General features: G+C 52.0%; 3 protein-coding genes. All 3 read right to left on the reverse strand.

Annotated features, from left to right (window positions below):
* Nucleotides 1-91 precede the first annotated feature (91 nt).
* The gene (gene tnpC, locus CWE11_RS11905; RefSeq protein ID WP_126777843.1) at nt 92-1,633 is read right to left on the reverse strand and encodes an IS66 family transposase; all 1,542 of its coding nucleotides are present in this window, start codon (nt 1,631-1,633) and stop codon (nt 92-94) included.
* Between the two features lie 114 nt (nt 1,634-1,747).
* Complete coding sequence (tnpB, locus tag CWE11_RS11910; RefSeq protein WP_126777844.1) at nt 1,748-2,104, reverse strand: IS66 family insertion sequence element accessory protein TnpB; 357 nt, start codon at nt 2,102-2,104, stop codon at nt 1,748-1,750.
* Entirely contained in the window at nt 2,101-2,406 is a 306-nt protein-coding gene (tnpA, locus tag CWE11_RS11915) for an IS66 family insertion sequence element accessory protein TnpA (RefSeq protein WP_126777845.1), read from the reverse strand. Before tnpA ends, tnpB begins: the two co-directional genes overlap by 4 nt.
* Between the last annotated feature and the right edge of the window lie 82 nt (nt 2,407-2,488).

The following is a 2,488-nucleotide window of genomic DNA, read 5'->3' on the forward strand; positions in this document are numbered from 1 at the left end:
CGTAAGCGTCGTTAGTAGCACACGTTGACCGTGGTTTTATTCTAAGGTGGATCAGTTTTGTTGGCCATTCGACCGGCCGAGATAATTGACGCTAGCGTGTGAGCTCGATATTCCAAGGCAGCAAGTGGTCGATATCATCGCCATCTTTGATAAGTGGCCACTGCTCAAACAGGCTCATCAGGTAATCAATCGGTTGCAGGTCGTTGGCTTTCGCGGTTTCGACCAGGCTGTAGAGCACCGCACTGGCATCAGCACCGCCATGGGTGTTGGCGAACAGCCAGGCTTTGCGGCCAATCACGAACGGTTTGATGGCCCGTTCGGCGCGGTTGTTGTCGATGTTGATGCGCCCGTCAGTTAAGTACACTTGTAACTTTGACCACTGGTTTAGGGTGTATTGCACGGCTTTGCCAAGCACACTGGTCGGGGGCACTTGGGTAAGCTGGGTATCAAGCCACTTTTTGAAGTCGTTCATGACCGTTGTCGATTCGGTTTGTCGTGCGTGTAAGCGCTCGTCCGCTGATTTATCTTTCATCAAGCGTTCAACGCGGTACAACTTTTGGATAAACTTAATCGCAACATCAGCGCGGCCGGTTTTCTTTTTCCCTTGCACGGTTTTAGCGTCCACGAACTTGCGCCTAGCATGCGCCCAGCAACCCGCGAGTTTAGCTTCAGTTTGCTCATAGCCTTGATAGCCATCCACCTGCAACGGCCCGCGATAACCTTTTAGGAAGTCTTTCGGGTGTATTCCGCCGCGACCATCTTGATAGTCGTAAAGCACGATGTTGGGTGGTGGCGAAGCGCTATCAGGTGGCGGTTTGTCACCACCACACCCATACACCCACATGTAGGATTTACTTTTTTCCGACTGGATAACCTTTAAGGTCGTCTCGTCTGCCCATAATACGGGCTGTTGCACTAAGATATCGTGCATGCGCTGGTACAGCGGCTCAAGCTTTTGGCTCACAGCCACCAACCAACGGCTCATGGTCTGGCGGCTGATATCGGCACCGAACTGCTTGAACATGGTTTCCTGGCGGTATAGAGGCAAGCCATACTGGAACTTGGCCGTGATGATTTGCCCTAATAAGCTTGGCGTAGCGATGCTTTTGGGCAGCATGCTCAGTGGCATCGGTGCCTGCTTAATCTTCGTCTCGGTGCCTTGTTGCTCGCAGGTGCGGCAGCCGTACTTCGGCCGTACGTGGCGAATCACTTGCACCTTGGCAGGGATAAAATCGAGCTTCTCACTGACATCCTCGCCCATGCGATGCATGTCGGTGCCACAGCACTCGCAGGTTTTCTCATCATCACTGATGTCGTGAACGATTTCTGTGCGTGGCAACGACGCATCTAAACGGGCGCGACGACCGACTTTGCGCGTGTACGCAATGTGCTGCTCGGCAGCGATTTCGTCTTCATCAGGCTGGAGGATGTCTTCGATTTCGTTGAACAAATCGCCCTGACCAGGCAAGCCTTCAGCACTGGCAGCAAAGCGTTTCTTCAGCTCTAATTGCCATTTTTCCAGTAGCTGATAAAAATCACGCTTCCAGCGAGCCGTCTCAGCCTGCTGCTCAAGCAGCATTGCTTTGAGGGCTTCAATGTCGTCTGGAAGTGTATTGGTATCAAGCTTTTTCATGCAGCTATTATACCGCAACACACGGCGCTAAACCGCTACTGATAAGGGATTTCTTAGACCGATTCGTGATCGATAAATCGCTGTTATGCTTGATCCCTATATGGCCAAAAACGATCAGGTCATTGCACTAAAATGCAGCGGCTGATGGCCTTTCATCAAGGTAATATCAAGGCCATCTAAGAGCCATGCCCACTGCTGCTCAGTGAGCGTGATGGTGCTACTTTGCATCTTGCGTGGCCACTTAAACTTCGCCTTCTCAAGGCGCTTGTACCACAGGCAAAAGCCGGTTTTGTCCCAGTACAACACCTTGAGTTTATCGCGCTGGCGATTGCAAAAGATAAACAAGGCGCCACTGAATGGCGAGAGCTCCATCTCGCTTTCAACAATGGCGCTCAGACCATTGATGCTTTTACGAAAGTCCACCGGCGCTTTGTGCAAATAGATGGCCGGTGGCTCAACGAACATTTTCATGCGCTGAGCTCTTTGACCAGTTGCGCCACCCAGCGCGGTGACACCGACAACGGCAGCACCAACTCGGTTTGACCGATACGTAACTGCACTGATTGCTGCGAGGTTGTCGGTTGCGGTACCGCTAGCGCAAAACCAGTGTCGTTATCTTCAGCTTCGCGCTGAAGCCGCAAACGCCGTTGCCCAAAGTAGGCAGGGCTCAGCCCGCGCTGCTCACAGAAGTCTTTCTGGCTAAGACCGCTTTGCTCGAATTCAGCAATCAGCGCTCGCCATTCCTCACGGGTTCGATATGTTTGGCTCATCATGCTAACACCTTATCAATTAGAATCGGTGGTAGCCTACGGCTTCAAATTATGGCTGAATAGGTGTGGTTGGCGTTACGCTTAC

It is taken from the genome of Aliidiomarina sanyensis, assembly GCF_003987175.1.
Classification (GTDB): domain Bacteria; phylum Pseudomonadota; class Gammaproteobacteria; order Enterobacterales; family Alteromonadaceae; genus Aliidiomarina; species Aliidiomarina sanyensis.